The following is a 26,408-nucleotide window of genomic DNA, read 5'->3' on the forward strand; positions in this document are numbered from 1 at the left end:
TTCACCTAGGCTTTTGTCAGTATCTCAAAACCGGCTTCCGTTATGGCAATCGTGTGTTCAAAGTGAGCACACTTCTTCCCGTCCACAGTTACAACCGTCCAGTTGTCAGCCAATGTTTTGACATAGCGTGTGCCTGCATTGACCATCGGCTCAATGGCCAGGACCATGCCAGGCTTTAAACGCGGGCCTTTGTTCGGCGGACCGTAGTGAGGAATTTGCGGATCCTCATGAAGATCCTGCCCTACCCCGTGTCCTACATATTCCCTGACGACTGAAAATTGTTCGCTTTCGACATACGTTTGAATTGCGTGGGAAATATTCGACAAACGTTCTCCCGGTTTTGCTTCCTTCAAGCCTCTATATAAAGACTCCTCTGTCACATCCAGCAGCTTTTGATCATCATCGCTAATCGTACCCACTGGATAAGTCCATGCAGAGTCACCATGATAACCGTTCAGCTTCGCACCGATATCGATGCTGATGATGTCTCCGTCGCGAAGGACCCGTTTTCCCGGAATACCGTGCACGAGTTCTTCGTTGACCGAAACGCAAATGCTCCCGCGAAAACCATTATACCCTTTAAAAGACGGGATTGCACCTTGCTTTGTAATAAAACGTTCGGCAATTTGATCCAGTTCTTTTGTCGAGATACCGGGTTTAATGTGCTTTTTCAGCTCCTGATGAGTTAAAGCGACAATTCTTCCGGCTTCCCGCATGATTTCGATTTCTCGGGGAGTTTTACAAATAATCATTTGTCCAGGCCTCCGAGAAGCTCCTTTATATCAGCGTAAACTTCATTGATGTGCTTCTGCCCGTCAATGTTTACGAGATATCCTTTATCCGCATAGAAATCGAGTAAAGGCTGGGTTTGCTTCATGTTGACCTCTAACCGTGTAGATACAGTAGCTTCATTATCGTCTTCACGCTGATAAAGCTCTCCTCCACACTTGTCGCATACATTTTCTTTCGCAGGCGGATTAAAGACTAAATGATAAGTTGCACCGCAGTTTCTGCAGATTCTGCGTCCTGTCAGACGTTCCATCAATGCATCTTTATCGACTTGAATGTTGATGACATGGTCAATCGACTTGCCAAGTCCTTTAAGAATTTCCTCAAGTGCTTCAGCTTGAGCGACTGTTCTCGGAAATCCGTCCAGAAGAAAACCTCCGTCACAATCATTCTTGCCAAGTCTCTCCCTGACAATACCAATTGTCACTTCATCCGGAACAAGCTCACCTTTATCAATGTATGATTTGGCTTCGAGTCCCAGATCCGTTTCTTCTTTCATCGCAGCGCGGAACATGTCTCCTGTTGAGATATGAGGTATCCCAAAATCTTCAACAATCCGTTCAGCCTGTGTCCCTTTACCGGCTCCAGGCAGTCCCATTAAGACTAAGTTCATTTCGGATTCCCCGTCCTCTCTATTTTAGAGGGAATGGGCGCGCCCCATTTCCTCTAGTGCTTCATAAATCCACGATAGTTTCGTTTTACCAGCTGGCTTTCAAGCTGCTTCATTGTTTCAAGTGCAACCCCGATGACAATCAGCAAACTTGTTCCACCAATTTGTGCAGATGAAGGCAGCCCAGCAATATTAACGAACAAGACAGGAAGAATGGCAATCACGGCCAAGAATATGGAGCCTACAAATGTAAGTCGATACAAAATGCTCGTAATTCTATCTTGAGTCATTTTTCCTGGACGAACTCCCGGAATATAGCCACCTTGTTTTTTAAGATTATCGGCCATTTGCTCAGGGTTTACCTGCACAAATGCATAGAAATAGGTAAAGGCGATGATCAACGCCGCATAAACTCCCATTCCGACCGGATGCGTGTAATCAAACGTTTTTTGAATCCAATTCGTGACGTCATTGGTACCAAAAAATGTTGCCACGGTCCGCGGAGTGGTGATAAATGCTACTGCAAAGATAACCGGAATAACTCCCGCCGGGTTAACCTTCAGCGGCAAGTGTGTAGACTGGCCGCCAGGAACCGGTGAACGGCCTGAACCTTTCGCATATTGAATTGAGATTTTTCTAACTGCCTGTTGGATGAAAATAACGCCAACGACAATCGCCAAAATCGCAACCAATATAACGACAACCTTTATGATTTGCAAGAATAACTGATCTCCAGCATCTACAAACTGCTGAGCGTAGATCTGATTAATCGTCTGCGGAATGCCGGCAACGATACCGGCGAAGATGATAATGGATATTCCGTTACCAACTCCATGAGACGTAATTTGTTCTCCCAGCCACATTAAAAAAGCAGTTCCAGCAGTTAGTACAACCGCAATAAGCAAATAAGTACCGACTCCAGGGTTTGTAATCAACGCGCCGCCGGCCATGTTGTTAAACCCGTAAGACATACCTAAAGCCTGGATAAATCCAAGAACGATTGTGAAGTACCTTGTGAACTGTGCTAGTTTTCGGCGACCAACTTCTCCTTGCTTAGACCATTCGGTAAACTTCGGCACAACATCCATCTGCAGGAGCTGAATGATGATTGAAGCTGTGATGTAAGGCATGATTCCCATCGCAAGAATGGAGAAGTTGAACAATGCACCGCCGCCAAATGTGTTTAGAATCCCAAATACGCTCATTTGATCCTGTGCCTTTAAAACTTCTGTGTTTACATGCGGCACAGGAATGAACGAACCGAGACGAAAGACGATAAGCATTAAAAGAGTGAAGATAATCTTATTCCGAATATCCTTCACACGCATAAAATTGGAGATTGTCTTAAACAAGTTAGATCACCTCAGCTGTACCGCCAGCAGCCTCAATTGCTTGTTTAGCAGAAGCGGAGAATTTATTGGCTTTAACAGTTAATTTCTTTTCTAATTGACCGTCGCCAAGAATTTTCACTCCAGATTTCAACTTGCTGATTACACCTGTTTCTAAAAGAAGTTCAGGAGTAACTTCCGTCCCTTCTGCAAAGCTGTTGAGTTTGTCTAGGTTGACTACAGCGAAATCCTTGCGGTTGATGTTTGTGAAACCGCGTTTAGGAAGACGTTGGAACAAAGGCATTTGTCCACCCTCGAATCCAGGACGTACACCGCCGCCAGAACGAGCGTTTTGACCTTTATGACCTTTACCTGCTGTTTTACCGTTACCAGAACCAATACCACGACCTACGCGGTTGCGCGTTTTACGTGAACCTTCTGCGGGCTTTAATTCATGAAGTTTCATTTGGACACCTCCTTAGCCTATCGTTTATTTTTAAAGTTCTTTAACAGAAACTAAATGAGATACTTTGTTAACCATACCGCGGATTGCAGCGTTGTCTTCATGAACGACAGTTTGGTTTGTTTTCTTTAAACCGAGCGTTCTTACAGTAATACGCTGATCTTCCGGGCGTCCGATTACACTGCGTTTGAGGGTAATTTCTAATTTAGCCATTAATGTTCCCTCCTTATCCTAACAGTTCTTCTACAGATTTTCCACGAAGCTTCGCAACGTCCTCAGCGCGTTTCAGCTCGCTTAAACCTTGGACTGTTGCACGGATCATGTTGATCGGTGTGTTAGAACCTAAAGACTTAGAAAGGATATCAGCTACACCTGCAAGCTCAAGTACCGCACGTACTGGGCCTCCAGCGATAACTCCCGTACCTTCAGAAGCAGGTTTTAACAAGATGTTTCCTGCACCGAAACGTCCGATGATTTCGTGTGGAATTGTAGTTCCAACCATTGGTACTTCGATCAAATTCTTTTTCGCATCTTCAACAGCTTTGCGGATCGCTTCTGGTACTTCTTGTGCTTTACCAGTACCGAATCCTACGTGTCCGTTTTTGTCACCGACAACGACTAGAGCTGCGAAGCGGAAACGACGACCACCTTTAACAACTTTCGCTACGCGGTTAACGGTAACTAAGCGTTCTTCTAACTCTAATTTGCTTGGGTCAATACGACGCATATTCATATGTCCCTCCTTCTTTTATTAAAATTCTAATCCAGCTTCGCGTGCAGCATCAGCCAATGCTTTTACACGTCCATGATAAAGGTAACCGCCACGGTCGAACACGACATTTGTGATACCTTTTTCAGAAGCGCGTTTTGCAACAAGCTCGCCAACTTTTGCAGCCGCAGACGTATCGCTGCCATTTTCAGCGTTAAAGTCTTTATCAAGAGTTGATGCACTCACAAGTGTAACACCGTTCACATCATCGATCACTTGTGCGTAAATATGTTTGTTTGAACGGAAAACATTTAGACGAGGTCTCTCAGGGGTTCCTGAAAGCTTCGCGCGAACACGACCGTGTCTTTTAAGACGTGCAGCATTCTTGCTTGTTTTCGTAATCATCTGGGTCACTCCTTTCTCACATTAAGCGGTTTTACTTAGCAGATTTACCTTCTTTACGACGAACCATTTCTCCTTCATAGCGGATCCCTTTGCCTTTGTAAGGTTCTGGAGAACGTACAGCGCGAATGTTTGCAGCAGTAGCTCCAACACGCTCTTTATCTGTACCTTTTACAACCACTTTTGTTTGAGATGGAACTTCGATTTCAATTCCGTTTTCAGGAACGATTTCTACAGGGTGAGAGTATCCAACGTTCAAAACAAGTTTGTTTCCGGATTTAGAAGCACGGTAACCGACACCGACTAATTCCAAACCTCTTTCAAAACCTTTAGATACACCTTCAACCATGTTTCCGATGATGCTGCGAGTTGTGCCATGCAGCGCACGGTGTTCTTTATTATCTGAAGGACGCTCTACAGTAAGTACATTGTCCTCAATTTTAATCTTCATATCAGGATGAAACGTACGAGTTAATTCTCCTTTTGGTCCTTTCACGGTTACAGTGTTGTCGTTCAGAGTAACTGTAACGCCTGAAGGAATCTCAAGTAGCTTCTTACCTACACGAGACATACCAAACACCTCCATTCATGTTAAACTTCTTACCAAACGTATGCTAATACTTCTCCGCCAGCCTGTTTAGCGCGGGCTTCTTTATCTGTTAACACACCTTGTGATGTAGAAAGAATTGCGATTCCAAGTCCGTTCAGTACGCGAGGCACTTCGTTTGACTTAGCGTAAACGCGCAGACCTGGTTTGCTGATTCTCTTAAGGCCAGTGATGACACGCTCGTTGTTTTGTCCGTATTTCAAGAAAACACGGATGATACCTTGCTTGTTATCTTCAATGAATTCTACGTCACGGATGAAACCTTCTCTTTTCAAGATTTCAGCGATTTCTCTTTTTAACTTCGAAGCAGGAATTTCGAGCTTCTCATGACGTACCATGTTTGCATTACGAATTCGAGTCAGCATATCTGCAATCGGATCTGTCATAACCATTATTTAATAACCTCCTTCCCATAAACGGGGATTACCAGCTGGCTTTTTTAACGCCAGGAATTTGTCCTTTATATGCAAGTTCACGGAAACAAATACGGCAAAGTTTAAATTTACGAATAACAGAGTGCGGACGGCCGCAGCGTTCGCAGCGAGTGTACTCTTGTACTTTAAACTTCGGTGTGCGTTTTTGTTTCGCAATCATTGACTTTTTAGCCACGATTTCGCCTCCCTTTCATTGATTATTTCTGGAATGGCATACCTAATTGAGTTAACAGTTCACGAGCTTCTTCATCAGTGTTGGCAGTCGTTACGATAACGATGTCCATACCGCGAACTTTAGTTACCTTATCATAGTCAATTTCAGGGAAGATCAGCTGTTCTTTGATTCCTAGTGTGTAGTTTCCGCGACCGTCAAAAGATTTTTTTGAAATTCCGCGGAAGTCACGAACACGTGGTAAAGAAACAGAAATTAGTTTATCAAGGAAATCGTACATGCGCTCTCCGCGAAGAGTTACTTTCGCACCGATTGGCATTCCTTCACGAAGACGGAATCCAGCAATAGATTTCTTCGCACGAGTAACGACAGGTTTCTGACCAGCGATAAACGTTAGTTCTTCAACAGCGCTATCGATAGCTTTAGCGTTTTGAACAGCGTCACCAACACCCATGTTGATTACGATTTTTTCGATTTTAGGCACTTGCATCACAGATTTGTATTCGAACTTTTTCATTAATGCAGGTGTAATGTCTTTATTGTACTTTTCTTTAAGGCGGTTCATGAGATAGACCTCCCTTCCTTTATTACTAGTTATCTAGAACTTGCCCAGATTTTTTTGCAATACGAACTTTTTTGCCATTTTCCACTTTGTATCCTACGCGAGTCACTTCACCTGTTTTAGGATCGAGCGGCATTACGTTTGACACATGAATTGGCGCCTCTTGATTTAAAATTCCGCCTTGAGGGTTAGCTTGAGTCGGCTTTGAGTGCTTCTTCACCATGTTGACACCCTCAACGATTACGCGGTCTTTTTTAGGGAAAGCTGCAAGGATCACACCTTGTTTCCCTTTGTCTTTACCAGAGATAACCATTACTTTATCGCCTTTTTTAACATGCATCCTGATCGCACCTCCTTAGTCCGGCATTGATATCATTAAAGTACTTCTGGAGCTAGAGAAACAATTTTCATGAAGTTGTTATCACGAAGTTCACGTGCTACAGGTCCGAAGATACGAGTTCCGCGCGGGCTTTTGTCGTCACGGATGATAACACATGCATTCTCATCGAATTTGATGTAAGATCCGTCATTTCTGCGCGCGCCGCTCTTAGAACGTACGATTACAGCTCTTACGACTTCACCTTTTTTGACAACGCCTCCTGGTGTTGCTTGTTTAACCGTGCAAACAATGACATCACCAATGTTAGCTGTTTTGCGTCCAGAACCACCAAGCACCTTGATTGTTAATACTTCACGGGCACCAGAGTTATCAGCTACTTTTAAACGAGTCTCTTGTTGAATCATTATTTGTTACCTCCCTTCGGAAAAAGGTTTCCGAACTTTATTAGATAATAACAGCTTCTTCGACAACTTCAACTAGACGAAAACGTTTAGTCGCAGATAATGGACGAGTTTCCATGATCTTTACGATGTCTCCGATTTTAGCTTGGTTATTTTCATCATGTGCTTTGAATTTTTTAGAGTACTTTACGCGTTTACCGTAGAGTGAATGTTTTTTGTAAGTTTCTACAACAACAGTAATGGTTTTATCCATTTTGTCAGAAACAACACGTCCTTGGTAGACTTTGCGCTGATTGCGTTCGCTCATGTTTTAGAGAACCTCCCTCCGGAATTATTTGTTGGCAGCAATTTCTCTTTCCCGAATCACAGTTTTCATGCGCGCGATTGACTTGCGCACTTCACGAATGCGAGCAGTGTTTTCAAGTTGTCCTGTCGCTAATTGAAAGCGAAGATTGAAAAGTTCTTCTTTAAGAGACTTTACTTTTTGTTCAATTTCAGCAGTGGTAAGGTCACGAATTTCATTAGCTTTCATTTGATTCACCACCAATTTCTTCACGTTTTACGAACTTCGTTTTAATTGGCAATTTGTGAGATGCAAGACGAAGAGCTTCACGAGCGACTTCCTCAGACACACCAGAAATTTCAAATAAAACTTTGCCCGGTTTTACAACAGCTACCCATCCTTCAGGAGCACCTTTACCGGAACCCATCCGAACCTCTAGAGGCTTAGCTGTATAAGGCTTAGAAGGGAAAATTTTGATCCAAACTTTACCGCCACGTTTCATGTAACGAGTCATTGCGATACGCGCAGCTTCGATTTGACGGTTTGTAATCCAAGAAGCTTCTTGAGCCTGGATGCCGTATTCACCGAAATGCACTTCAGAGCCGCCTTTTGCACGGCCGCGCATTTTTCCGCGATGCTCTCTGCGATATTTAACGCGTTTTGGCATTAACATATTATTTTCCTCCTTCCTCAGTTTTCTTCTTAGTAGGAAGAACCTCTCCACGATAGATCCAGACTTTTACACCAAGCTTGCCGTAAGTTGTGTCAGCTTCAGATGTAGCATAGTCGATGTCTGCACGAAGTGTGTGCAATGGAACAGTTCCTTCACTGTAGTATTCAGAACGAGCGATGTCTGCGCCGCCAAGACGACCGGAAACCATTGTTTTAATTCCTTGTGCACCAGCGCGCATTGTGCGTTGGATTTGTTGCTTTTGCGCACGACGGAAAGAGATGCGGTTTTCCAATTGACGAGCGATGTTATCAGCAACTAGCTGAGCATCAAGATCAGCTCTTTTGATTTCAAGAATGTTAATGTGTACACGCTTGCCAGTAAGGCTGTTAAGGGCTTTGCGAAGCGCTTCGACTTCAGAACCGCCTTTACCGATAACCATACCAGGCTTAGCTGTGTGGATCGTAATATTTACACGGTTTGCCGCACGCTCGATTTCCACTTTAGAAACAGAAGCGTCAGACAGGCGTTGATTAATAAATTCACGGATTTTCAGATCTTCGTGAAGGAAGTCAGCGTAATCTTTGCCAGCGTACCACTTAGATTCCCAATCACGTATAACACCAATACGAAGACCGACTGGATTTACCTTTTGACCCACGAGTTATCCCTCCTTCTTTTCTGATACAACGATAGTAATGTGGCTCGTACGTTTGTTGATTTGGCTTGCACGTCCCATAGCGCGCGGACGAAATCTTTTCAACGTAGGGCCTTCGTTCACGTAAGCTTGAGTAACAACCAGGTTGTTTGCATCCATTTCGTAGTTGTGCTCAGCGTTAGCGATAGCAGATTTTAAAACTTTTTCAATAATCGGGGAAGCAGCTTTTGGCGTAAGGTTTAAGATCGATACTGCTTCACCTACTTGCTTGCCTCGAATCAGGTCCATTACTAGACGTGCCTTACGAGGAGCAATACGGACTGTTCTTGCGACAGCTTTAGCTTGTTGCATTTAAAAGCCTCCTCTCATTAGCGTCTTGTTTTTTTGTCATCACTAGCATGACCTTTGTAAGTGCGTGTCGGTGCGAATTCACCCAACTTGTGACCTACCATATCTTCAGAGATGTAAACAGGCACATGTTTGCGTCCATCATAGACTGCGATTGTGTGACCGATAAATTGCGGGAAAATAGTAGAACGGCGAGACCAAGTTTTCACAACTTGTTTCTTATCCGCTTCATTTAATTTCTCGATTTTTGTCATTAGATGATCATCGACAAATGGTCCTTTTTTTAAGCTGCGAGCCATTTTGGAACCTCCCTTCGTGATTGCACTACGGTCCGATATGAACCGTAGACAACCCCGTTATTTATTTTTACGACGACGTACGATGAATTTATCTGATTTGTTCTTTTTCTTACGAGTTTTGAATCCAAGAGTTGGTTTACCCCATGGAGACATAGGTGATTTACGTCCGATCGGAGCGCGTCCTTCACCACCACCGTGCGGGTGATCGTTAGGGTTCATAACAGAACCGCGAACTGTAGGACGGATGCCTTTCCAGCGTGAACGTCCTGCTTTACCGATGTTGATCAGTTCGTGCTGTTCGTTACCTACTTGACCGATAGAAGCGCGGCAAGCAGAAAGAATCATGCGAACTTCACCGGAGTTCAGACGCACAAGAACGTATTTTCCTTCTTTACCAAGAACTTGAGCAGATGTACCAGCTGAACGTACAAGCTGTCCGCCTTTTCCAGGTTTCAATTCAATGTTGTGCACGACTGTACCAACAGGGATGTTGATCAGTGGAAGTGCGTTACCTACTTTAATGTCAGCTTCTGGTCCTGACATGATTTCAGTTCCTACTTGAAGGCCCTTAGGAGCCAGGATGTAGCGTTTTTCTCCGTCTACATAGTTAATTAGAGCAATGTTAGCTGAACGGTTTGGATCGTACTCAACTGTAGCAACGCGTCCAGGTATACCATCTTTATCGCGTTTGAAGTCGATAATACGGTATTGGCGTTTATGTCCGCCGCCTTGATGACGTACAGTTAATTTACCTTGGTTGTTGCGTCCGCCTTTTTTGTGAAGCGGGGCAAGCAAGGATTTTTCCGGCTGATCTGTCGTGATTTCCGCGAAATCAGACGTAGTCATGCCGCGACGTCCGTTAGAGGTCGGTTTGTACTTTTTAATCGCCATTTTGAATTTCCCTCCTTCTTTTTACAAGTGATTAAGCTTCAAAAATTTCGATTTCTTTGCTGTCTTCAGTAAGCTTAACAATCGCTTTTCTGCGTTTGTTTGTCATACCAGAGTAGCGGCCGACACGTTTGAATTTCCCTTTGTAGTTCATGATGTTGACTTTTTCAACTTTCACTCCAAAGATTTGCTCAACAGCGTCTTTCACTTCTGTTTTGTTAGCTCTTACGTCTACTTCAAACGTATATTTTTTCTCAGTCATTAAATCAGCAGAACGTTCAGTAATGACGGGGCGCTTTAGAACATCACGAGGATCTTTCATTATGCAAGCACCTCCTCTACTTTTTCAACCGCTGCTTTCGTGATCACAAGCTTCTCATGACCGACAACATCGAGGACGTTGATTCCGTTAGCTTCAACAACAGTAACTCCTGGAAGGTTACGAGCAGATAGTTCAACTGTCTCGTTTGCATCCGCAGTTACGATTAAAGCTTTCTTCTCGATAGACAGACCTTTAAGGATAGCTGCCATTTCTTTTGTTTTAACCGCATCAAGATTAAGATCTTCAAGAACGATCAAGTTGTTGTCATTCACTTTAGAAGACAATGCTGATTTGATAGCCAAGCGGCGAACTTTTTTCGGTAATTTATATGCATAGCTGCGTGGTGTAGGACCGAATACGATACCACCTCCGCGCCATTGCGGTGAACGGATAGATCCCTGACGAGCACGGCCGGTACCTTTTTGACGCCAAGGTTTGCGACCTCCGCCACGTACTTCCGAACGATTTTTTACTTTATGAGTTCCTTGACGTAAGGAAGCTCTTTGCATAAGAATAGCGTCGAATACTACGCTCTCATTTGGCTCGATTCCAAATACAGAGTCGTTTAATTCGATATCACCAGCAGTAGAACCGTTTTGGTTATATAAAGCTACTTTTGGCATGATCAATTTCCTCCTTTCCTAAGAGAATTATTTAGATTTAACAGCGCTTTTAACAGCGACTAATGATTTTTTCGCACCAGGAACGTTACCTTTAACTAAAAGAAGGTTGCGCTCTGCATCCACTTTTACGATTTCAAGGTTTTGAACAGTGATTTGCTCTCCGCCCATACGTCCAGGCAACAGCTTTCCTTTGAATACACGGTTAGGGTCTACCGGTCCCATTGAACCAGGACGGCGATGGTAGCGTGAACCGTGAGACATAGGTCCGCGAGATTGTCCGTGGCGTTTGATAGCACCTTGGAAACCTTTACCTTTCGATGTTCCTGTTACATCTACGACTTCTCCGTTAGAGAAAATATCAACTTTGACTTCCTGACCAACTTCATACGCATCCATATCCACTCCGCGTAATTCTTTAACGAAGCGCTTAGGAGCAGTTTCCGCTTTTGCAACGTGTCCTTTTTCTGGTTTATTGGCAAGCTTCTCACGCTTGTCGTCAAAACCGATCTGAATCGCTTCATAGCCGTCGTTTTCAGAAGTTTTCTTCTGAAGTACAACGTTAGGAGCAGCTTCGATAACAGTTACCGGAATAAGATCACCGTTTTCTGCGAAAACTTGCGTCATACCAATTTTTCTTCCTAAGATTCCTTTGGTCATTCGTCACACCTCCTATAAAAATCATTCTATATTTTAGATTAAAGTTTAATTTCGATATCGACACCAGATGGTAAATCTAATCGCATTAGAGCATCGACAGTTTGTGGTGTTGGGTTCACAATGTCGATTAAACGTTTATGTGTACGCATTTCGAATTGCTCACGAGAATCTTTGTATTTGTGCACCGCACGAAGGATTGTGTAAACTGATTTCTCAGTTGGCAACGGAATCGGACCAGAAACGCTGGCTCCGGAACGTTTAGCCGTTTCAACAATCTTCTCAGCAGATTGATCAAGGATTCTATGATCATACGCTTTTAAACGAATACGAATTTTTTGTTTTGCCATTATTTTCCCTCCTTTTCGCCTACTTACATTAGACAATTCTCCGTGAGAAAAACCTGAATCACCTTGCCATGGCAAAGCGGCCGGGTGTGTCAGCAACCTCTCACTTCATCGCAGTCAAAGACCAACATGCACTATTATACAAAATTTATAGGCATGATGCAAGGTAATATTGAATATTACCGGCTTTTGCACACTTTTTTTATTATACAGATTCAAGCAGTGTTAATCAAGGACTTACAGGCGGAAAATAAATCCCTTTAGCATAGCGGCTCAAAATAAAAAACGAGACCCGGCTGGATCTCGTTTTTTATTTTATAAGTATTATTCGATGATTGAAGAAACAACGCCAGAACCAACTGTACGTCCGCCTTCACGGATAGAGAAGCGAGTTCCGTCTTCGATCGCGATTGTTGAAATCAATTCAACAGTCATTTCGATGTTGTCTCCAGGCATAACCATTTCTACGCCTTCTGGAAGCTGAATGATGCCCGTTACGTCAGTTGTACGGAAGTAGAACTGAGGACGGTAGTTAGAGAAGAATGGAGTGTGACGTCCACCCTCTTCTTTAGAAAGAACGTAAACTTCAGCTTTGAACTTTTTATGTGGAGTGATTGTACCTGGTTTAGCAAGTACTTGACCACGTTGGATATCTTCACGAGATACACCGCGAAGAAGTGCACCGATGTTGTCTCCAGCTTCTGCATAGTCAAGAAGCTTACGGAACATTTCAACACCTGTAACAGTTGTTTTGCTGTTTTCTTCTTGAAGACCGATGATTTCAACTTCGTCACCGACTTTAACTTGTCCGCGCTCTACGCGTCCAGTAGCAACTGTTCCACGACCTGTGATTGAGAATACGTCCTCAACAGGCATCATGAATGGCTTTTCAGTATCGCGCTCTGGAGTTGGGATGTATTCGTCAACTGCATCCATCAGTTCGAAGATTTTAGCTTCGTATTCAGCGTCACCTTCAAGAGCTTTAAGTGCAGAACCTTTGATAACTGGTACATCGTCACCAGGGAACTCATACTCAGAAAGAAGATCGCGAACTTCCATTTCAACTAGCTCAAGAAGCTCTTCGTCGTCTACCATGTCGCATTTGTTCAAGAATACTACGATGTAAGGCACACCTACGTTACGAGAAAGAAGGATGTGCTCACGAGTTTGTGGCATTGGACCGTCAGCAGCAGATACAACAAGGATCGCTCCGTCCATTTGCGCAGCACCAGTGATCATGTTTTTAACATAGTCAGCGTGTCCTGGGCAGTCAACGTGTGCATAGTGACGAGTTTCTGTTTCGTACTCAACGTGTGCAGTAGAGATTGTGATACCGCGCTCACGCTCTTCTGGAGCACCGTCGATTTGGTCGTATGCCATAGCAGTACCTTTACCAGATTTCTTATGAAGCACAGTAGTGATAGCAGCTGTTAATGTAGTTTTACCATGGTCAACGTGTCCAATTGTACCAATGTTGGCATGTGATTTGGAACGGTCGAATTTTTCTTTAGCCATTCTGAAAATCCTCCTTAAAAAGGTTAGTTTTTGTTATATAGAGTGATAGAAAGTGAAAGCAATGTTTCACTTTCTCATCTTACAATAGTATTTATACTTTAATGAAGAGGCAAAATCAATTATTCACCTTGATTTTTTTTGATGATCTCATCAGCGATGCTCTTAGGCACTTCTTCATAGTGGTCAAAGACCATTGTGAACGTACCGCGTCCTTGTGTGTTTGAACGGAGAGCCGTAGCGTAACCGAACATTTCAGAAAGTGGAACCATCGCGCGAACGACTTGAGCGTTTCCGCGTCCTTCCATACCTTCTACGCGACCGCGGCGTGACGTAATGTCGCCCATGATGTCTCCCATGTATTCTTCTGGGATAACGACTTCAACTTTGGAGATCGGCTCAAGAATAACTGGGTTACACTTGCTTGCCGCGTTTTTAAGCGCCATGGAAGCAGCGATTTTAAACGCCATTTCGTTAGAGTCGACATCGTGGTAAGAACCGTCAAACAATTTCGCTTTGATGTCGATAACAGGGTAACCTGCGACTACACCGTTTTGAAGTGCATCTTCAAGTCCTGCTTGAACAGCCGGAATGTATTCACGAGGAACGACACCACCGACGATTGCGTTTTCGAACTCAAAGCCTTTTCCTTCTTCGTTTGGAGAGAATTCGATCCAAACGTGTCCGAACTGTCCGCGTCCACCAGACTGACGTACGAATTTACCTTCAACTTGCGCGCTCGCACGGAATGTTTCACGATACGCAACTTGAGGAGCACCGACGTTGGCTTCAACTTTAAATTCGCGTTTCATACGGTCAACGATGATATCAAGGTGAAGCTCACCCATACCGCCGATGATCGTTTGACCTGTTTCAGGGTCAGTATGCGCACGGAATGTTGGATCCTCTTCAGCCAATTTAGCCAGTGCAGTAGACATTTTGTCTTGGTCAGCCTTAGATTTAGGCTCGATTGCAACGTGGATAACAGGCTCAGGGAATTCCATTGATTCCAGGATAACAAGGTTTTTCTCGTCGCAAAGCGTGTCCCCTGTAGTCGTGTCTTTCAAACCTACAGCAGCAGCGATATCCCCTGCGTACACAGTAGAGATTTCTTCACGGCTGTTGGCGTGCATTTGCAGGATACGTCCGACGCGCTCACGTTTGCCTTTTGTTGAGTTTCTTACGTATGAACCGGAATCAAGTGTTCCTGAGTACACACGGAAGAACGTCAATTTACCAACGTAAGGGTCAGTCATAACTTTAAATGCAAGTGCTGAGAAAGGTGCGTCGTCAGAAGACTCACGAGTAACCTCTTCCTCAGAATCAGGCAGAGTACCTTTGATTGCTGGTACGTCAGTTGGAGCTGGCAGGTAGTCAAGAACTGCGTCAAGCACTAATTGAACACCTTTGTTTTTGAAAGCTGAACCACAAAGAACCGGATAGAACTCAACGTTACAAGTTCCTTTGCGGATTGCCGCTTTCAGCTCGTCAACTGTGATTTCTTCGCCTTCCAAGTACTTCATCATAAGCTCTTCATCAAGCTCAGCAACAGCTTCAATCAAGCTGGCGCGAAGCTCTTCAGCTTTGTCTTTGTACTCGGCAGGGATTTCACGCGCATCAGAGCGTGTTCCAAGATCATCTTCATAGTAGTACGCAACGTTTTCTACAAGGTCGATGATCCCTTCGAAATTGTCTTCGGCGCCAATCGGTAATTGGATCGCGTGAGCGTTCGCCTCAAGACGGTCTTTAAGAGTTCCTACAGAGTAAAGGAAGTCCGCACCCGTTTTGTCCATCTTGTTGACAAATACGATACGAGGTACTCCGTAAGTTGTTGCCTGACGCCAAACTGTTTCAGTTTGCGGCTCAACGCCTGATTGTGCGTCAAGAACGGCAACGGCACCATCAAGTACGCGCAGAGAACGTTCAACCTCAACTGTGAAGTCTACGTGTCCTGGTGTGTCGATGATGTTTACGCGGTAACCTTTCCACTGTGCAGTTGTTGCAGCGGATGTGATTGTGATACCGCGTTCTTGTTCCTGCTCCATCCAGTCCATTTGGGAAGCCCCTTCATGAGTTTCACCAATTTTATGGATACGGCCTGTGTAGAACAAGATACGTTCAGTTGTTGTCGTTTTACCGGCATCGATGTGAGCCATGATTCCGATATTACGAGTTTTTTCTAAGGAGAACTCTCTTGCCATTGGGTCTTTTCTCCTTCCTTCTTAGGGAATAATATTTTGTCGTGTGAGATTACCAGCGATAGTGAGCGAACGCTTTGTTTGCTTCAGCCATCTTATGAGTATCTTCACGTTTCTTAACAGCTGCACCAGTGTTGTTAGCTGCATCAAGGATTTCGTTAGCTAAACGCTCTTCCATCGTTTTTTCTCCGCGAAGACGAGCGTAGTTTACTAACCAGCGAAGTCCAAGAGTCGTACGGCGTTCAGGACGAACCTCTACAGGTACTTGGTAGTTTGCACCACCTACACGGCGTGCTTTAACTTCAAGCACTGGCATGATGTTCTTCAATGCTTGTTCGAAAACCTCCATTGCATCGTTGCCGGTACGTTCTTTAATAATATCGAATGACTTGTATAGGATTGTTTGAGCTTTACCTTTTTTACCGTCGATCATCATTTTGTTGATCAAACGAGTAACCAGTTTAGAGTTGTAAAGCGGATCAGGTAAAACATCTCTTTTTGCTACAGGACCTTTACGTGGCATCTGATTATCCTCCCTTCTCTTGTTACGGGTTTACAGTAAGCAGAGGGATTCACGGTTCAGCTGCCGGGATCAAACTAGCGCTAGGCGCGAAAAGCCTGATGCCCTTAACAGCATTGCCAGAACTCCTTGCTTTTAAAAACCCTTTTATTTGTATTTAAACGGAATTATTTTTTCTTAGGACGTTTTGTACCGTATTTAGAACGGCCTTGTGCACGGTTTTCAACTCCGGCAGTATCAAGCGCGCCACGCACGATGTGGTAGCGTACCCCCGGTAAGTCTTTTACACGTCCACCGCGGATCAATACGACACTGTGCTCTTGCAGGTTGTGTCCGATACCAGGAATGTAGGCCGTAACCTCGATTCCGTTAGTTAAACGAACACGGGCATATTTACGAAGCGCCGAGTTCGGCTTCTTCGGTGTCATTGTACCGACACGAGTACATACTCCGCGTTTTTGTGGTGAAGATACGTTAGTGTGCTCTTTCTTGAAGCTGTTGTATCCTTTGTTAAGTGCTGGAGACTTAGAATTTTCAACTTTGCTTACGCGTCCTTTGCGGACTAGCTGATTAATTGTAGGCATTTTGTAATTCCTCCCTTCATCATGTTTTATAACCCACATACCCAGGTGGTTCATTTAAAAGCAAAAAACAATGCCTTTGCATAAAAGCAAAAACAACGAGTACGTTATTGAATAATGGCAACAGCTGCAGCTCCGACTTCAATTCCGCAGGCTTTGCCGAGCTTTTTCATGGACTCTGCCATTGAGACGGGAATCCCTTGTTCATTTGCCAGGTTAATAACATCTGACGTCAGAAAAGGATCAGCGTCTTTTGCTACGACGACTTCCTTAACAGAATTGCGCTTCAGCGCTTTGACTGTCTGCTTCGTACCGATAATAATAGATTGAGCCTGTGATACTTTATCATAAGACATCATATATCCTCCAAAGTAACAGGTTTAAATTGAGCACCTTGGTTATATTATCATCCTGAAAGAAGGATGTCAACACATGATGACAATTTTTAGTGACATCCTTCTTTAGGATTTTTTTATTTATTCAGCCGGAACCATTTCATCAGATGATTGGACTTGCAATACCGGCTTCACTTTACGGTAGTTCAGCATACCCGTTCCAGCAGGAACAAGCTTACCGATGATAACATTCTCTTTCAGGCCGAGAAGCTCATCGCGTTTTCCTTTGATTGCTGCATCTGTCAGGACACGTGTTGTTTCCTGGAATGACGCGGCAGACAGGAAGGAATCCGTTTCAAGCGATGCTTTGGTGATACCGAGAAGCACCGGACGGCCTGTTGCAGGGCGTTTGCCTCCGAGCAGAACTTTTTTGTTCGCTTCGGTAAACTGGTGAATATCGAGCAGCGTGCCTGGCAGCACTTCCGTGTCGCCGGCATCGATGACACGCACTTTGCGAAGCATCTGGCGAACCATAACCTCGACGTGCTTATCCCCGATTTCAACCCCTTGCATACGATAAACCTTCTGCACTTCATGAAGGAGGTATTCTTGCACCGTCGTGATGTCAGTAACTTTCAGAAGCTCTTTCGGATCAACCGAACCTTCTGTCAGCACCTGGCCACGGGAAATTTTCTCTCCTTCAGTGACTTTCAGGCGCGCGTTGTAAGGCGCCGTATATGAACGGCTTTCGACTTCGCCCTGAACGACGATTTCCTGCTGTTTGTCACGCACTTCATTGATTTCAGCTACGACACCGTCAATTTCAGAGATCGTCGCTTGACCTTTAGGGTTTCGCGCTTCAAACAATTCCTGGATACGCGGCAAACCTTGTGTAATATCGTCTCCGGCAACCCCGCCCGTATGGAAGGTACGCATTGTTAACTGTGTACCCGGCTCACCAATGGACTGGGCAGCGATGATTCCGACTGCTTCCCCGACTTCGACGTCGGTTCCTGTTGCCAGGTTGCGGCCGTAGCATCGTTTACATACACCATGTGACGTATTACATGTAAATGCGGAGCGGATCCACACTTCTTCAATGCCTGCTTCGACAATTTCGAGCGCTTTATCTTCGTCGATCAGCTCGTTTTCATCCACAAGCACTTCACCTGTTTCCGGATGTTTAACAGGTTTTCTCGCGAATCGGCCGACAAGACGCTCTTCAAGACGCTCGATCACTTCTGTGCCTTCCGTGATGGCTTTGGCAAGAATACCTCGGTCTGTGCCGCAGTCAGTCTCACGAATGATGACGTCTTGGGCTACGTCTACGAGACGGCGTGTCAGGTAACCTGAGTCGGCTGTCTTCAGAGCCGTATCCGCAAGACCTTTACGCGCACCGTGAGTAGAGATAAAGTACTCGAGTACCGTTAAACCTTCGCGGAAGCTTGACTTGATCGGAAGTTCGATGATCCGTCCAGCCGGGTTGGCCATCAGACCGCGCATACCCGCAAGCTGCGTAAAGTTTGATGCGTTACCCCGGGCTCCGGAATCACTCATCATGTAGATCGGGTTGATTTCATCCAGGGATTTCATCAGCTTGCCTTGGATCGTATCTTTAGCTGCACTCCAGATGGAAATGACCCGTTCATAACGCTCTTCTTCAGTAATCAGACCGCGTCTGAACTGCTTCATGACGTTATCAACTTTTCCTTGCGCTTCTTCAAGGATTTCCTGTTTGTCGTCCAATACGACGATATCGGAAACACCGACCGTAATTCCGGCTTTTGTCGAATATTTAAATCCAAGGTTTTTCATGCGGTCAAGCATTTTTGATGTTTCTGTAATATGGAATCTTTTGAAGATCTCCGCAATGATTTTACCCAAAATGCCTTTTTTGAACGGCTGGTTGATTTCCTGGTTCTTAATGGCTTCTTTAACATCTGCACCGTAATCCAAGAAGAAACGGTCAGGTGTTTTTTCTTCAATGTTGCTCTTCGTCGGTTCGTTCATGTATGGGAACGACGGCGGAAGAATCTCGTTGAAGATCAGTTTTCCGACAGTTGTAACGAGCAGCTTGGAACGCTGTTCTTCGGTAAATGTTTCATTTTTCAGGGAGTTAACCGCAACGGCTACTCTCGTATGCAAATGAACATATCCGTTTTGATACGCAAGAAGCGCTTCATCCGTATCTTTGAAAACCATACCTTCGCCGACTGCGCCTGGGCGTTCTAGCGTCAGATAGTAGTTTCCAAGCACCATATCCTGAGACGGCGTAACAACCGGTTTTCCGTCTTTAGGGTTCAGGATGTTTTGTGCGGCAAGCATCAAGATGCGCGCCTCAGCTTGCGCTTCTGCTGATAAAGGAACGTGAACCGCCATTTGGTCACCGTCAAAGTCAGCGTTGTATGCCGTACATACAAGCGGATGAAGACGGATGGCACGGCCTTCGACAAGCGTTGGTTCAAACGCTTGAATACCTAATCTGTGAAGCGTAGGTGCACGGTTGAGAAGCACAGGGTGTTCTTTGATAACTGATTCAAGGACATCCCAGACTTCCGGCTGAACGCGCTCAATTTTACGCTTCGCACTCTTAATGTTGTGGGCAAGACCTTTTTCAACAAGCTCTTTCATGACGAATGGCTTGAACAGTTCCAGCGCCATTTCTTTCGGAAGACCGCATTGATACATTTTCAGGTTCGGACCTACGACGATAACCGAACGGCCTGAGTAGTCAACACGTTTACCGAGAAGGTTTTGACGGAAACGGCCTTGTTTACCTTTCAGCATGTGAGAAAGGGATTTTAACGGTCTGTTTCCCGGACCTGTAACAGGACGGCCTCTGCGTCCGTTATCGATCAGCGCGTCCACGGCTTCTTGAAGCATGCGCTTTTCGTTTTGAACGATAATGCTTGGCGCTCCAAGATCCAAAAGACGTTTTAAACGATTGTTACGGTTGATGACACGGCGGTACAAATCGTTCAGATCGGAAGTTGCAAAACGTCCACCGTCAAGCTGTACCATCGGTCTCAGCTCAGGCGGAATGACCGGAAGAACGTCGAGGATCATCCAGGACGGCTTATTTCCGGAGTTGCGGAATGCTTCCAATACTTCCAAGCGTTTGATCGCACGTGTGCGGCGCTGTCCTTGTGACGTTTTAAGCTCTTCTTTCAGCATATCCACTTCTTTATCGAGGTCGATATCTTGAAGGAGCTTATGAATCGCTTCAGCACCCATTGATGCCTGGAATTTATTTCCGTATTTATCAAGGTACGCCCGGTACTCTTTTTCAGAAAGAAGCTGTTTTTTCTCAAGCGGTGTATTGGCCGGATCTGTTACGACATAAGAAGCAAAGTAAATGACTTCTTCCAATGCGCGCGGAGACATATCCAGCACAAGACCCATACGGCTCGGGATTCCTTTAAAATACCAGATGTGAGAAACAGGGGCTGCCAGCTCGATATGCCCCATTCTCTCACGACGGACTTTAGCCCGGGTTACTTCAACTCCACAACGGTCGCAGACTACGCCTTTATAACGAACCCGCTTGTACTTTCCGCAGTGGCATTCCCAGTCCTTTTGAGGACCGAAAATGCGCTCGCAGAATAGACCATCTTTTTCAGGTTTCAAAGTACGATAGTTGATTGTTTCAGGCTTTTTCACTTCTCCGTAAGACCATGAACGGATTTTGTCAGGTGAAGCGAGACCGATGTTCATATACTCAAAATTGTTCACATCCAGCAAGGGGCCTACCTCCCTTTTTATCTTCGGGTTATACCCTGTCACTTGCGTATAAAATTCGTTTATTCTTTTGTGACGACATCGCGCTCTGCGTCAGCAGAAACGAATTCTTCGGACTCTTCATCATTCGGCAGAGAAAGCCCTTCGTTTTGTTTCGCGTCTTCGTCGTCTTCCAAGTCTCTCATTTCGATTTCTTCTTCGTCGCTTGATAGGATTTTGACGTCCATACCTAAGCTTTGAAGCTCTTTGATCAATACTTTGAACGATTCCGGAACACCAGGTTCTGGAACATTGTCGCCTTTTACGATGGCTTCGTATGTTTTCACACGGCCTACGACATCATCCGATTTAACAGTCAGGATTTCTTGAAGTGTATATGCTGCACCGTAAGCTTCAAGCGCCCAAACTTCCATCTCTCCAAAACGCTGTCCACCGAACTGCGCTTTACCTCCGAGAGGCTGCTGGGTAACGAGTGAGTAAGGACCTGTAGAACGCGCGTGCAATTTGTCGTCAACCATGTGAGCCAATTTGATCATGTACATGATGCCGACAGACACCCGGTTGTCAAACGGCTCCCCAGTTCGGCCGTCGTAAAGAACTGTCTTTGCATCCCTTGACATGCCGGCTTCTTCAAGCGTTTCCCACACATCTTCTTCGCGGGCACCGTCAAATACCGGCGACGCGACATGCAGACCGAGACGGCGTGCAGCCATACCAAGGTGCAGCTCCAACACCTGCCCGATGTTCATACGCGATGGTACGCCCAGCGGGTTTAACATGATGTCAATCGGTGTTCCGTCAGGCAGATACGGCATATCTTCCTCCGGAAGGATTTTCGAAATAACACCTTTGTTCCCGTGGCGTCCGGCCATTTTGTCCCCTTCAGAAATTTTACGCTTCTGAACGATGTAAACGCGGACGAGCTGGTTAACGCCCGGAGGCAGTTCGTCTCCGTCTTCGCGGTTGAACACTTTTACATCAAGGATGATACCGCCGCCTCCGTGGGGCACACGCAGCGACGTATCGCGGACTTCACGCGCTTTTTCGCCGAAGATGGCGTGAAGCAGGCGCTCTTCTGCAGTAAGCTCTGTAACACCTTTAGGCGTTACTTTACCAACAAGAAGATCTCCGTCTTTTACTTCAGCACCGACACGGATAATTCCGCGTTCATCGAGATTGCGAAGAGCGTCTTCACCGACGTTTGGAATATCGCGTGTAATTTCTTCAGGTCCGAGTTTTGTATCCCGGGCCTCTGATTCGTATTCCTCAATATGAATAGACGTGTATACGTCGTCTTTTACAAGGCGTTCGCTCATGATGATGGCATCCTCGTAGTTGTAGCCATCCCATGTCATAAAGCCGACCATGACGTTGCGTCCAAGGGCAAGCTCACCTTTTTCCATAGACGGACCGTCAGCTAAAATTTCACCTTTTACAACCTCATCACCGACGCTTACGATCGGACGCTGGTTGTAGCAAGTTCCCTGGTTGGAACGAACAAACTTCAGCAGGCTGTATTTATCAAGGTTCCCTTTGACTTTCTGGCCGTCGACTTCTTCATAGCGGCGCACCCAGATGTTTTTCGCTTCCACCCGTTCAACGATTCCAGGATGGCGGCAAATAACAGCGGCACCGGAGTCTTTTGCAGATACATACTCCATTCCGGTTCCGACGATCGGAGATTCAGGCTGCATAAGAGGTACAGCCTGCCGTTGCATGTTCGCTCCCATTAGGGCGCGGTTTGAGTCGTCGTTTTCCAAGAAAGGAATACATGCAGTCGCGGCAGAGACAACCTGTTTAGGCGAAACGTCCATATAGTCGACGCGGTCTTTCGGAACAACGGTGTTCTCCCCTCTGAAACGGGCAACGATGCTGTCATCCACAAAAGATCCGTCATCATTCAGACGTGCGTTAGCCTGGGCAACGACATAGTTGTCTTCTTCATCAGCTGTCAAGTAATCGATTCTCGGCGTTACTTTTCCAGTCTCAGGGTCAACGCGGCGATACGGCGTTTCGATGAAGCCGAAACGGTTCACTTTCGCGAATGAAGAAAGCGAGTTAATCAAGCCGATGTTTGGACCCTCAGGAGTTTCAATCGGACACATCCGGCCGTAGTGGGAATAGTGAACGTCACGGACTTCCATTCCGGCGCGCTCACGGGTCAAACCGCCCGGTCCGAGCGCTGACAGACGGCGCTTATGCGTCAGCTCAGCAAGCGGATTCGTCTGATCCATAAACTGAGAAAGCTGCGAGCTTCCGAAAAACTCTTTGATTGATGCGATGACAGGGCGAATATTGATCAGCTGCTGTGGCGTGATCGTGTTTGTATCTTGAATAGACATTCTTTCACGAACAACACGCTCCATTCTGCTTAAACCGATACGGAATTGGTTTTGCAGAAGCTCTCCCACTGAACGGAGACGGCGGTTTCCTAAATGGTCGATATCGTCGGTATCGCCCACTCCGTGAAGCAGGTTAAAGAAATAGCTGATGGAAGAGATAATATCAGAAGGTGTAATATTTTTAACGCCTTCTTCAATATAAGCATTTCCAATCACATTGATTGTCTGCTCCCCTTCTTGATCTGTCGGGGCATAGATTTTAATAGACTGAAGCGTCACCTCATCTTCGACAACTCCGCCGTTCGGATACAGCTTTTTAAAACCGATTCCGTTTTCAAGGTACGGAAGGACTTTGTCAAGCGTTCTTCTGTCTAAAATCGCGCCTTTTTCGGCAAGAATTTCGCCTGTTTCAGGATCGATCAGCGTTTCAGCAAGCCGCTGATTAAACAGTCTGTTTTTGATGTGAAGCTTTTTATTAATTTTATAACGTCCTACACTTGCAAGGTCATATCTTTTCGGATCAAAGAACCTTGAATCAAGCAGGCTTTTTGCGTTTTCTACTGTAGGCGGCTCTCCTGGACGAAGACGCTCGTAGATTTCAAGAAGCGCTTTATCGGTGTTTTCCGTATTATCTTTATCAAGCGTATTGCGCAAATACTCGTTTTCACCGATGAGATCAATGATCTCTTGGTCAGATCCGAAGCCAAGAGCACGCAAAAGAACCGTAACTGGCAACTTACGTGTGCGATCGATGCGTACATAAACAACATCTTTCGCATCAGTCTCGTATTCTAACCATGCGCCACGGTTTGGAATGACAGTCGCGGTAAAACCTTTCTTACCGTTTTTGTCTACTTTACCACTAAAATATACACTTGGAGAACGAACGAGCTGAGATACAATGACCCGTTCCGCACCGTTGATAATAAAGGTTCCAGTGTCTGTCATAATAGGGAAATCACCCATGAAGACATCCTGATCCTTTACTTCACCGGTCTCTTTGTTGATTAAGCGGACTTTAACACGCAGCGGAGCTGAGTAGGTCACGTCGCGCTCTTTTGATTCTTCTACCGGATACTTAGGCTCGCCCAAGCTGTAGTCGATAAATTCCAGAGAGAGGTTACCAGTGAAATCCTCAATTGGCGATATGTCTTGAAACATCTCTCTAAGACCCTCATCAAGAAACCACTGATAAGAAGAGGTTTGAATTTCAATGAGATTTGGTAATTCTAACACTTCGCTAATGCGTGCATAGCTTCTGCGCTGGCGGTGTCGTCCATACTGAACTAGTTGACCTGTCAACTGATTCACCCCTCAAATCATGCGTAATATATGTGTAACAAGCATTTCTTCCGCAAATATGTAAGAAATACTTTTACAAGACAAAAGAAAAAAGGGTTTCTAATTTAGAAAACCACATCCAAAAACAAAATACCGATTTTATTAGTGTTCCCAAAAATGTATATTTTATACAAACCTAGGCGTTTCTTAAAAACAGCAGCAAAATATATACATTGGCATTTTATAATATTAACATAGCTGAAAATCCGAGTCAAACTTTTTTTGCTTTGATGATATAGTACCCTTTCTTTTTGTGAACGACTTCAACGTCCGCAAAAAGTTCTTTTAATTTTTCAATGGCAGAAGGCCCGCCTTGTTTTTTCTGAATGACGACCCACAGCTCTCCTGAAGGCCGCAAATGTTCAGCGCTTTTTTCAAAGATGGCGTGCACAGTTTTTTTCCCGGCGCGTATGGGGGGATTAGTAATAATAGAAGCGAATTTTTTTGCAGGTTCGACGTTGGCAAACAGATCACTCTGATAGATCTTTGTGTTGTCGATCTGATTATTTAACGCGTTTTCCTTCGAAAGTTCGACAGCTCTTTCATTAACATCGATCATGTGAACCATTCGATCTTCGAAATCCGCAGCAAGCGAAAGACCAATCGGGCCATAGCCGCAGCCTACATCCAAAAAATCACCTTCTGTATCCGGTTCCCGGAAAGCTTCAATCAGCAGCCTTGAGCCAAAGTCCACTTCTCTTTTTGAAAAAACTCCGCTGTCGCTGATAAAAGTAAACGTCCGGTTTCTCAAGCGAAATGCCCACGTTGATCTGCTGCTTTTTGCTGAAGGTTTTTCCGAATAATAATGGTCAGTCATCACAGAACCTCCTCAGTTGGTGAACTCTCCAGATATCTTGAAACAAGATGGCGTATCTTATGCGGAAGGGACTACAATTAATTAGCAAAGAAAAAGCCCGCTTTTAAAAGCGAGCTTTCCCCTAAAGATTAGGTGAAGATTACTTAACTTCTACAGAAGCGCCAACTTCTTCAAGTTTAGCTTTAAGCTCTTCAGCTTCTTCTTTCGCAATACCTTCTTTAAGAGGTTTTGGAGTGTTGTCAACAAGTTCTTTAGCTTCTTTCAAGCCAAGACCAGTGATTTCACGAACAACTTTGATAACTTTGATTTTTTGATCTCCTGCACCAGCAAGAACAAGATCAAATTCAGTTTTTTCTTCAGCAGCACCGCCTGCAGCAGCTCCGCCAGCTACAGCTACAGGAGCAGCAGCAGTTACGCCAAATTCTTCTTCGATTGCTTTTACTAAGTCGTTCAATTCAAGTACAGTTGCTTCTTTAACGGAAGCAATGATTTCTTCGATATTTAAAGCCATTTGTAATTCCTCCATTTTGTTTTATTTTTTAGATACTGATGCTATTAAGCGCCTTGTTCTTCCTTTTGTTCTGCAACAGCTTTAGTTGCAAGAGCAAGGTTGCGAACTGGAGCTTGAAGTACGCTAAGCAACATAGAAAGCAAGCCTTCGCGAGATGGAAGTTCAGCAAGAGCTTTCACTTCTTCAACTGTAGATACTTTGCCTTCGATTACGCCCGCTTTGATTTCAAGAGCTTCGTGCTTTTTAGCAAACTCGTTAAGAACTTTAGCTGGAGCGACAACATCTTCAGTACTGAATGCAATCGCATTCGGTCCTGTTAAGAAATCGTTCAAACCATCAAGTTCAGCTTGTTCAACCGCACGGCGAGTCATCGTGTTTTTGTACACTTTGAACTCAACGTTAGCTTCGCGAAGCTGTTTACGAAGTTCTGTTACTTCAGCTACGTTAAGGCCGCGATAGTCAACGATGATCGTTGATTTACTTTCTTTCAGTTTAGAAGTAATTTCTTCAACAACAACTTTTTTTGTTTCAATTGCGCTGCTCATGGTTACACCTCCTGTAAGATTCATCTGTGTAACACTTATACCGTTCGGTGATCACGTTC

Annotated in this window: 34 protein-coding genes; all 34 read right to left on the minus strand. The window is 44.9% G+C overall.

The genetic code is table 11. The annotated features are described in order from the left end of the window. Nucleotides 1-5: 5 nt before the first annotated feature. Nucleotides 6-752: a type I methionyl aminopeptidase gene (gene map, locus KI350_RS19980; protein WP_023855909.1), complete on the minus strand. Its 747-nt coding sequence runs from the start codon at nucleotides 750-752 to the stop codon at nucleotides 6-8. Beyond that, nucleotides 749-1,402 carry an adenylate kinase gene (locus KI350_RS19985; protein WP_020449871.1) on the minus strand — a complete coding sequence of 218 codons (654 nt, stop codon included), beginning with the start codon at nucleotides 1,400-1,402 and terminating at the stop codon, nucleotides 749-751. The genes map and KI350_RS19985 overlap by 4 nt, the downstream gene beginning before the upstream one ends. Nucleotides 1,403-1,455: 53 nt before the next feature. After that, nucleotides 1,456-2,751 (minus strand): preprotein translocase subunit SecY, encoded by a 1,296-nt coding sequence (gene secY / locus KI350_RS19990; RefSeq protein ID WP_020449870.1) that lies wholly within the window; start codon nucleotides 2,749-2,751, stop codon nucleotides 1,456-1,458. 1 nt (nucleotide 2,752) lies between these two features. Further along, nucleotides 2,753-3,193 (minus strand): 50S ribosomal protein L15, encoded by a 441-nt coding sequence (gene rplO / locus KI350_RS19995; protein ID WP_020449869.1) that lies wholly within the window; start codon nucleotides 3,191-3,193, stop codon nucleotides 2,753-2,755. A gap of 30 nt (nucleotides 3,194-3,223) precedes the next feature. Further along, nucleotides 3,224-3,403 carry a 50S ribosomal protein L30 gene (gene rpmD / locus KI350_RS20000; protein WP_020449868.1) on the minus strand — a complete coding sequence of 60 codons (180 nt, stop codon included), beginning with the start codon at nucleotides 3,401-3,403 and terminating at the stop codon, nucleotides 3,224-3,226. 13 nt (nucleotides 3,404-3,416) lie between these two features. Next, nucleotides 3,417-3,917 carry a 30S ribosomal protein S5 gene (gene rpsE, locus KI350_RS20005; RefSeq protein WP_023855910.1) on the minus strand — a complete coding sequence of 167 codons (501 nt, stop codon included), beginning with the start codon at nucleotides 3,915-3,917 and terminating at the stop codon, nucleotides 3,417-3,419. A 24-nt stretch (nucleotides 3,918-3,941) separates the two neighbouring features. After that, nucleotides 3,942-4,304, minus strand: coding sequence for a 50S ribosomal protein L18 (gene rplR / locus KI350_RS20010; RefSeq protein ID WP_020449866.1), 363 nt, complete (start codon nucleotides 4,302-4,304; stop codon nucleotides 3,942-3,944). Between the two features lie 31 nt (nucleotides 4,305-4,335). Further along, the gene (gene rplF / locus KI350_RS20015) at nucleotides 4,336-4,872 is read right to left on the minus strand and encodes a 50S ribosomal protein L6 (RefSeq protein ID WP_003178356.1); all 537 of its coding nucleotides are present in this window, start codon (nucleotides 4,870-4,872) and stop codon (nucleotides 4,336-4,338) included. A gap of 29 nt (nucleotides 4,873-4,901) precedes the next feature. After that, complete coding sequence (gene rpsH / locus KI350_RS20020; RefSeq protein WP_003178355.1) at nucleotides 4,902-5,300, minus strand: 30S ribosomal protein S8; 399 nt, start codon at nucleotides 5,298-5,300, stop codon at nucleotides 4,902-4,904. A 31-nt stretch (nucleotides 5,301-5,331) separates the two neighbouring features. Then, nucleotides 5,332-5,517 carry a 30S ribosomal protein S14 gene (gene rpsN, locus KI350_RS20025; RefSeq protein WP_003178353.1) on the minus strand — a complete coding sequence of 62 codons (186 nt, stop codon included), beginning with the start codon at nucleotides 5,515-5,517 and terminating at the stop codon, nucleotides 5,332-5,334. Between the two features lie 22 nt (nucleotides 5,518-5,539). Beyond that, on the minus strand, nucleotides 5,540-6,079 hold the full coding sequence (gene rplE / locus KI350_RS20030) for a 50S ribosomal protein L5 (protein WP_020449865.1): 540 nt from the start codon (nucleotides 6,077-6,079) through the stop codon (nucleotides 5,540-5,542). 25 nt (nucleotides 6,080-6,104) lie between these two features. Beyond that, complete coding sequence (rplX, locus tag KI350_RS20035) at nucleotides 6,105-6,416, minus strand: 50S ribosomal protein L24 (protein WP_003178350.1); 312 nt, start codon at nucleotides 6,414-6,416, stop codon at nucleotides 6,105-6,107. A gap of 35 nt (nucleotides 6,417-6,451) precedes the next feature. Further along, nucleotides 6,452-6,820: a 50S ribosomal protein L14 gene (rplN, locus tag KI350_RS20040; protein ID WP_020449864.1), complete on the minus strand. Its 369-nt coding sequence runs from the start codon at nucleotides 6,818-6,820 to the stop codon at nucleotides 6,452-6,454. 40 nt (nucleotides 6,821-6,860) lie between these two features. Then, nucleotides 6,861-7,124 (minus strand): 30S ribosomal protein S17, encoded by a 264-nt coding sequence (gene rpsQ / locus KI350_RS20045; protein ID WP_003178345.1) that lies wholly within the window; start codon nucleotides 7,122-7,124, stop codon nucleotides 6,861-6,863. 24 nt (nucleotides 7,125-7,148) lie between these two features. Beyond that, nucleotides 7,149-7,349 carry a 50S ribosomal protein L29 gene (gene rpmC / locus KI350_RS20050; protein WP_003178343.1) on the minus strand — a complete coding sequence of 67 codons (201 nt, stop codon included), beginning with the start codon at nucleotides 7,347-7,349 and terminating at the stop codon, nucleotides 7,149-7,151. Then, complete coding sequence (gene rplP, locus KI350_RS20055; RefSeq protein WP_020449863.1) at nucleotides 7,339-7,773, minus strand: 50S ribosomal protein L16; 435 nt, start codon at nucleotides 7,771-7,773, stop codon at nucleotides 7,339-7,341. The genes rpmC and rplP overlap by 11 nt, the downstream gene beginning before the upstream one ends. Before the next feature lies 1 nt (nucleotide 7,774). Then, complete coding sequence (gene rpsC, locus KI350_RS20060) at nucleotides 7,775-8,431, minus strand: 30S ribosomal protein S3 (protein ID WP_003178339.1); 657 nt, start codon at nucleotides 8,429-8,431, stop codon at nucleotides 7,775-7,777. Between the two features lie 3 nt (nucleotides 8,432-8,434). Continuing rightward, nucleotides 8,435-8,779, minus strand: a complete 345-nt coding sequence (rplV, locus tag KI350_RS20065) for a 50S ribosomal protein L22 (RefSeq protein WP_020449862.1) — start codon at nucleotides 8,777-8,779, stop codon at nucleotides 8,435-8,437. Between the two features lie 17 nt (nucleotides 8,780-8,796). Next, nucleotides 8,797-9,075 carry a 30S ribosomal protein S19 gene (rpsS, locus tag KI350_RS20070; protein ID WP_003178334.1) on the minus strand — a complete coding sequence of 93 codons (279 nt, stop codon included), beginning with the start codon at nucleotides 9,073-9,075 and terminating at the stop codon, nucleotides 8,797-8,799. A gap of 57 nt (nucleotides 9,076-9,132) precedes the next feature. After that, nucleotides 9,133-9,966 (minus strand): 50S ribosomal protein L2, encoded by an 834-nt coding sequence (gene rplB / locus KI350_RS20075; RefSeq protein ID WP_020449861.1) that lies wholly within the window; start codon nucleotides 9,964-9,966, stop codon nucleotides 9,133-9,135. A 31-nt stretch (nucleotides 9,967-9,997) separates the two neighbouring features. Next, entirely contained in the window at nucleotides 9,998-10,285 is a 288-nt protein-coding gene (rplW, locus tag KI350_RS20080) for a 50S ribosomal protein L23 (RefSeq protein WP_020449860.1), read from the minus strand. Next, nucleotides 10,285-10,908, minus strand: a complete 624-nt coding sequence (gene rplD, locus KI350_RS20085; RefSeq protein ID WP_020449859.1) for a 50S ribosomal protein L4 — start codon at nucleotides 10,906-10,908, stop codon at nucleotides 10,285-10,287. The genes rplW and rplD overlap by 1 nt, the downstream gene beginning before the upstream one ends. Before the next feature lie 27 nt (nucleotides 10,909-10,935). Beyond that, nucleotides 10,936-11,565, minus strand: a complete 630-nt coding sequence (gene rplC / locus KI350_RS20090) for a 50S ribosomal protein L3 (RefSeq protein ID WP_020449858.1) — start codon at nucleotides 11,563-11,565, stop codon at nucleotides 10,936-10,938. A 38-nt stretch (nucleotides 11,566-11,603) separates the two neighbouring features. After that, nucleotides 11,604-11,912, minus strand: a complete 309-nt coding sequence (gene rpsJ, locus KI350_RS20095; RefSeq protein WP_003156464.1) for a 30S ribosomal protein S10 — start codon at nucleotides 11,910-11,912, stop codon at nucleotides 11,604-11,606. A gap of 321 nt (nucleotides 11,913-12,233) precedes the next feature. Further along, on the minus strand, nucleotides 12,234-13,424 hold the full coding sequence (gene tuf / locus KI350_RS20100; RefSeq protein ID WP_020449857.1) for an elongation factor Tu: 1,191 nt from the start codon (nucleotides 13,422-13,424) through the stop codon (nucleotides 12,234-12,236). A gap of 119 nt (nucleotides 13,425-13,543) precedes the next feature. After that, a complete protein-coding gene (fusA, locus tag KI350_RS20105; protein ID WP_020449856.1) occupies nucleotides 13,544-15,622 on the minus strand; it encodes an elongation factor G in 2,079 nt (692 codons plus the stop codon). Between the two features lie 49 nt (nucleotides 15,623-15,671). Continuing rightward, nucleotides 15,672-16,142 (minus strand): 30S ribosomal protein S7, encoded by a 471-nt coding sequence (gene rpsG, locus KI350_RS20110; RefSeq protein ID WP_003178317.1) that lies wholly within the window; start codon nucleotides 16,140-16,142, stop codon nucleotides 15,672-15,674. Between the two features lie 164 nt (nucleotides 16,143-16,306). Then, nucleotides 16,307-16,723, minus strand: a complete 417-nt coding sequence (gene rpsL / locus KI350_RS20115) for a 30S ribosomal protein S12 (RefSeq protein WP_020449855.1) — start codon at nucleotides 16,721-16,723, stop codon at nucleotides 16,307-16,309. A gap of 104 nt (nucleotides 16,724-16,827) precedes the next feature. Then, nucleotides 16,828-17,076 (minus strand): 50S ribosomal protein L7ae-like protein, encoded by a 249-nt coding sequence (locus KI350_RS20120; protein WP_023855916.1) that lies wholly within the window; start codon nucleotides 17,074-17,076, stop codon nucleotides 16,828-16,830. 120 nt (nucleotides 17,077-17,196) lie between these two features. Next, complete coding sequence (gene rpoC / locus KI350_RS20125) at nucleotides 17,197-20,796, minus strand: DNA-directed RNA polymerase subunit beta' (protein ID WP_020449853.1); 3,600 nt, start codon at nucleotides 20,794-20,796, stop codon at nucleotides 17,197-17,199. Between the two features lie 59 nt (nucleotides 20,797-20,855). Beyond that, a complete protein-coding gene (rpoB, locus tag KI350_RS20130; RefSeq protein ID WP_020449852.1) occupies nucleotides 20,856-24,437 on the minus strand; it encodes a DNA-directed RNA polymerase subunit beta in 3,582 nt (1,193 codons plus the stop codon). A 250-nt stretch (nucleotides 24,438-24,687) separates the two neighbouring features. Beyond that, nucleotides 24,688-25,293: a class I SAM-dependent methyltransferase gene (locus tag KI350_RS20135; protein ID WP_020449851.1), complete on the minus strand. Its 606-nt coding sequence runs from the start codon at nucleotides 25,291-25,293 to the stop codon at nucleotides 24,688-24,690. A 139-nt stretch (nucleotides 25,294-25,432) separates the two neighbouring features. Beyond that, nucleotides 25,433-25,804 (minus strand): 50S ribosomal protein L7/L12, encoded by a 372-nt coding sequence (gene rplL / locus KI350_RS20140; protein WP_003178305.1) that lies wholly within the window; start codon nucleotides 25,802-25,804, stop codon nucleotides 25,433-25,435. A gap of 44 nt (nucleotides 25,805-25,848) precedes the next feature. Continuing rightward, the gene (gene rplJ / locus KI350_RS20145) at nucleotides 25,849-26,349 is read right to left on the minus strand and encodes a 50S ribosomal protein L10 (RefSeq protein ID WP_003178304.1); all 501 of its coding nucleotides are present in this window, start codon (nucleotides 26,347-26,349) and stop codon (nucleotides 25,849-25,851) included. Nucleotides 26,350-26,408 lie beyond the last annotated feature (59 nt).

It is taken from the genome of Bacillus sp. J41TS8 (genome assembly GCF_018333035.1).
Lineage (GTDB): Bacteria > Bacillota > Bacilli > Bacillales > Bacillaceae > Bacillus > Bacillus paralicheniformis.